Here is a 4,948-nt window from a genome sequence, read left to right as displayed (position 1 = left end):
TCTCCGGGTCGTACTTGCTCGGCATGACATGCACCTTCCCAAGGAAGGAGGTGCGCATCAAACGCGGGATGGTTCAACGTCGCCGTCTGCCCAGCTCAGGGGTCGGGAAATGACACAAGCGTTTTGAGAACGGACAACTGCTTGTCCGTTCTCAAAACGCATGCACATTCTCAGACTCGATGTCACACCGATGTCACAAGTAGCTCCAGTTCTCACGCAATGTCACAACAACTACTGATGACAAATTTGCGTGCGCATAACGTGCCGGTCCGCTTTGGTCGGTGTGCTGGAGATCACTGTTCGCTGACGTTCGGTCCCAGGCGTGGTTTCCGACTACCCCGTACAGAGTTCGTCATTGCTGCCGAACGCAGACTCTGGTGCAAGTAGGGGGATTTCATCGTGGGGGACTTTTTGCCGGGCGACCGGCCATTGTGGAGTAGTCGACACTGGGCACAGTTAGCCATCACGCTGGTGGCCACGCTGGCTTTGGTCGTCAGCGGGGTGCACCTGTTGACCCCAGCCGAGCCCGCCACCGCTGGCGATCGTGCACCCTCGGATGCACAAGCAATGGCTGCTACGGCGTCCGCTGCGTTCGCCGGGACCGCCCTGGCCTCGGACGGCACGATCAGCGCTGCGGCACGGTCGGCGAACATCCCATCTGATCCGGTAGCCGGCTGGGACCTGCCCACCACCGACGGACGCAGCGCCCAACTGGTCCTGCCCGCCGGCTTGGGTGCCGCCGAGCCCACCCCGACCGGCCAGGTCGTGTACCCAGACCGCGGCGCCGGTTTCAGCGTGATCGCCGAGAACCAGGGCGCAGGTGGGCGCACCATCACCCGCATCCCCCAACCGATGGCAAACACTGCCACATCGCCAGGCACCTCGGCGGCGGCTACCAGCGCGGACGGCCAAGTATTGCCGATGGTGCCGATGTTCCTGCGCACCCCCGCCGACACGGTGATGCTGGCCCACGCCAGCGGGATCATCACCCTGAACCAGGCCACCCCGGCGGCAACCACCATCGCAACGATCGCCGCCCCGCAGGCCCGCGACAGCCACGGTCGCGATGTGCCGAGTGCCTTTGTGACCCAACAGATCCGGCCGGGCCTGTACCTACTGGCCCAAGTGATCCACCCCGACGCCGCCACGGTATGGCCGGTATACGCCGACCCCTGCTTTTCCTGCATGGTCGACAGTGTCGTGTCCGCAGCCCACACGGTTGCCGATGCCACCGTGGTCGGGGCCAAAGCTGTCGGGAACTTCGTCAAGAACAACCCGCTGGAATCCGCCGAGATCGTCGGCGGATCAGTGCTCATGGTCACCGGCGTAGGGACCGGGTTCGGTGCCAGCCTGGTGCTCTCGGGCACCACCGGGCTGGTTCAGAAAGCCGCCGCCGCTGACCCGTCCAACCAGGTCCTGGCCGCCGCCGGCGACGCCCTGGAAGTCACCAACTACATCAGCCCCGCTCGCAGCCTGCAAAAAGGTCTGACCGCGATCGCCGAACGCGGCGCACAGAAACTCGGCGACGACCTCGCCGAAGGTGCCCTCCGTGATGTCGCGGCGGTCAAACCGGTCACCCCCACCCCGTCGCCGCAACTGGCCAACGACATCGCCGGCCCGCTGACACCCAAGCCGGGTGCGGGCACTCCGGCAGTGCCCACCGGACCTCCGGCAGGACCGCTGCGCTCGCCCGATGGCCGTTACCCCGTGGAGCTGCCCATCGGGCCCGTTCCACCCAAGACCGACTACCGGCCGCCGAGCTTTTCCCAGCCTGCCGGCACTCGGAATGACTGCGGCCACACCTGCGAGAACCCGGCAACCATCTATAGCCAGGAATGGACTCCCGGCACGTTCAACAACAAGCTGTCCGCGATCGACGAAGGGCGCGCCCCCGTCACCCTCAACCGCGAGACAGACAAACCGACCATCGACGCCAACCGGTACGGGGCCACGTCAAAGGCGCCCAGCCACAAATGGTGGCAGCGCGATGAAGACCCGCTTGCTTCCTCGCAACAGTCCACCGCCAACGGTGGCACCGAGTCGCGCGTCGAACACGTTCCAGCGTGGGAAGGTCCGCGCGAATCCGAGCAAATCCTGAAGACATTCAAGGATCAGAACATCGGTCATGGGGACCCCTACGATCGGGTGTTCCGAGGCAACGATGGCCAAGTACGGTGTGCCCGTTGCGCAATCGACCGGCGCAACGGTCAGGACGCGGCCGCCGATGCGGCCCGTGCTCGCGCCCAAGCGAACGCGCGCGAGGCCACCAACGGCCCGAGCCGGGGCAACGCTTCCCAAACGAACGTCACCAACAACACCCAAGACAGCACCAGCCGCCGTAACGAGAACCGCGGCAACAAGCACGGTTCCCGCAACGGTGGCAAGAAAAACAAGAAGCAGAGCACGAACAAGAAGCGCCGCAAAGGTCAGAAGTAGGAGTTCCTCGGTAAGGTCGAACAGATCATGTCTAGCCAGCTCATTGCCCAATTGGACGTCTACCCGTCGGACAGCATGGTTCGCATCGAAGACCCCGGCCATCGTGGTCCTGATCCCGATATCGCCGGCAGCGGAACGGACTTCGGCGATCCAGGAACGTTCATGGCGGGTCGCCACTCGATCCGAATCGTCACGATGTCCGCTGAGACCGCCGAGGAAGTCGGCCGAAACGTGACAGTCCGCATCTACCAGGGTTCCGACCCGGCCGGGTTGGGCAAGCTGATCTATGCGGGAATCTTCGACCTCACCGAGCCCATGCTGGCCATCGGGGAGATGCTCGTTGGTGACGAATGGCTTCAACGGGTCAATGTCGGCCGAACCGGGCCCACCGGAATCCAGGTCTACGCTCAAAACACCATCGCGGCCTTGGCGGACGAACCCGAAACACCCACCGACCTCAACATTCTCATCGAATAACCGAGCGGCAGAGATTCACGAGGCGAGGACAGCGTCCCATTGAGGCCACCGCAGCCGAACGGCTTTCCGGCGATAGCGCTCCCCACCCAGCGAATCCGAAAAGTGACAAAGTCTGAGAAAAGCCCGACTGACACACCAAGTGAGAACGTAGCCATCCACCCAGTTCAGCGACCAGGAATGTGACACGCCGATTGAGAACTGACAGCGAAGGCCAGAAATAGCTAGCGCGGCAAGAGGATCGGATACGCATGAGTGCTGCCCCGACAAACGAGCTGCTGCTTGATGTAGAGGTGTTCCCGGACTATCACTGCATCGAGATTCGCGACGCAGGGTCGTGGTCGACCGTCGAACCTCCCGGAGGGCCGCGCGCGCAAGGCAGCTTCGCCACGTACAACGATTACGGCGTGCTGGTGCGCACCATGACGACCGACGAAGCGGTGTCCCGAAACCAGAACGTTCACGTCCGGGTCTACCGTGGCGTGGATCCAACCGATATGGGAACGCTCATCTTCGACCGCGACCTCATCATTACCGACCCTCCGCAACTCGCGATCAATCAAACGTTGACCGATGAACCCGGCGACGGTGGCGGTCTCGCTCAGCTTGCCCAAGCCGGGCCTACAAGGATTCGGATCTACACCAAGCCACCAGAGGACGCTGACGAGGTCAATATCCTGGTCCCGTAATCGACCAATGCCGCCCAGCGGTTGACATACAGGAGGGCCTCGAAAGGTCATGCGCTAGTTAGGTTGCCGCTCCCGTCGAACGGTAGGCGACCGCGATCGCAGGTCGCGTCTCATTCTGGGTACAGCGCCACGGTGGTTGATTCTTTCAACTGTCGCTGAAGCAAAACAGGCAGGGGTCTCCGTGTTCGCTTCCGTAGTCCGCGTAGGCGGCCAAGTTGCTCACGACCTCGCCGGCGGTGCCGGCGTCGAGGGCTGGAATGGATGGGTCCGGATCGGTCAAGTGCAAGGCGCCTATGCTCGCGAGCAGCGGCATGGTGTGGTTGGCATCGGCCGTGATGTCGGCGACGGCCAGATCATCGATGAACAGCGTGTACATGTCGTGCTCGGGGAACCCGTAGTTGGCTCGAAGCACCCACCAGCGTCCGGATTCGTTTGCGGCATAGGGGAAGTACTTGTTTCCGGTCCGATGCCATTCTGGCCGTGCTGAAGTGTCGATCGCGGGGCCGGGGTTGGGTGCGTAGTTGCTGCCCATGGAGCCGATTCTAAGGCGCCACGGCTCTGGCTGCTCTTGCTGGTGCCGCCCGGCGGCTGAGGTGCACCGTTGCCGCCGTTTCATGGACCTTGCTCGTGCGCTCAGCCTGCGGAACTAGGTGATGTCGCCGTCCTGCGGCGGGCAGTTCCGCCGTGAGGAGGGGTGCGCCGCGCAAACTACAACAATTCACCAGAGAGGGTCCCGCAGCGTCGCGAGGGCTCGTTAAGGTCGAGCAGATCATGTCTAGCCAGCTCATTGCCCAATTGGACGTCTACCCGTCGGACAGCATTACGAGAGTTGGGTGGCGCAGATCGTGAACCGCCGCACCTGATGTGGATATCCACCCGTCGCGCATCCCTGAGCATTCGCGGTGTCGTACTGCACCTCGATCGGCCTCTCGCCTCCCGAGCTGCAGTCATCACGAACCGCATGCCAGCGGCCATGCGCGCTTCCAGGGAAGATGCATAATCCGTGTGCCCAGTTATAGTCCAAGCAGAGGATAAAGCGACCTTCATCCGTCTGCTTGGGCGCGTACCGTTGATCCGAATCCGCAGCGCAGTCGCCCGGTTGCTCCGCTAGCTGGAAGATTCGGTACGCGGCTGCCTTATCTCCGCAATTTATTCTTTGAGCGGTCGCATCATTTCTACTCGTCCCTGCAAGCGTGACGCAGTCACCCACCGAGCCCAAGGGAGACCGCAGGGAATTTTCGCGAAGTTCGCCACGGATGTTGGCAAAGTTATCGGGCTCTTCATGATTGAGGGTGTAGAACGGTCAGCTGCTGTCGGCCTGTGATTGGGGTGTCTGGTTGGCTGGGTGT

Annotated in this window: 4 protein-coding genes; 3 read left to right on the top strand and 1 reads right to left on the bottom strand. The window is 62.7% G+C overall.

Annotated features, from left to right (window positions below; genetic code table 11):
- Positions 1–567 precede the first annotated feature (567 nt).
- The 3 genes from ACJH7A_RS29915 to ACJH7A_RS29905 all read left to right on the top strand — a co-directional run bounded on the left by ACJH7A_RS29915 (position 568) and on the right by ACJH7A_RS29905 (position 3,599).
- On the top strand, positions 568–2,436 hold the full coding sequence (locus ACJH7A_RS29915) for a hypothetical protein (RefSeq protein ID WP_406803269.1): 1,869 nt from the start codon (positions 568–570) through the stop codon (positions 2,434–2,436).
- A gap of 27 nt (positions 2,437–2,463) precedes the next feature.
- Positions 2,464–2,913: a hypothetical protein gene (locus ACJH7A_RS29910; RefSeq protein ID WP_406803268.1), complete on the top strand. Its 450-nt coding sequence runs from the start codon at positions 2,464–2,466 to the stop codon at positions 2,911–2,913.
- A gap of 248 nt (positions 2,914–3,161) precedes the next feature.
- Entirely contained in the window at positions 3,162–3,599 is a 438-nt protein-coding gene (locus ACJH7A_RS29905) for a hypothetical protein (protein ID WP_406803267.1), read from the top strand.
- Between the two features lie 145 nt (positions 3,600–3,744).
- On the opposite strand, the gene ACJH7A_RS29900 is transcribed toward ACJH7A_RS29905, so the two are convergent.
- Complete coding sequence (locus ACJH7A_RS29900; RefSeq protein WP_406803266.1) at positions 3,745–4,131, bottom strand: hypothetical protein; 387 nt, start codon at positions 4,129–4,131, stop codon at positions 3,745–3,747.
- Positions 4,132–4,948 lie beyond the last annotated feature (817 nt).

Origin of the sequence: Mycobacterium sp. SMC-17, from assembly GCF_045310915.1 — a bacterium.
Classification (GTDB): Bacteria; Actinomycetota; Actinomycetes; order Mycobacteriales; family Mycobacteriaceae; genus Mycobacterium.
This window is presented reverse-complemented; position numbering and strand designations above follow the sequence as displayed.

Coding starts and splice junctions, on each gene's coding strand:
- ACJH7A_RS29915 (WP_406803269.1), top strand. CDS start 568: ATGGCTGCTACGGCGTCCGCTGCGTTCGCCGGGACCGCCCTGGCCTCG.
- ACJH7A_RS29905 (WP_406803267.1), top strand. CDS start 3,162: ATGAGTGCTGCCCCGACAAACGAGCTGCTGCTTGATGTAGAGGTGTTC.
- ACJH7A_RS29910 (WP_406803268.1), top strand. CDS start 2,464: ATGTCTAGCCAGCTCATTGCCCAATTGGACGTCTACCCGTCGGACAGC.
- ACJH7A_RS29900 (WP_406803266.1), bottom strand. CDS start 4,131: ATGGGCAGCAACTACGCACCCAACCCCGGCCCCGCGATCGACACTTCA.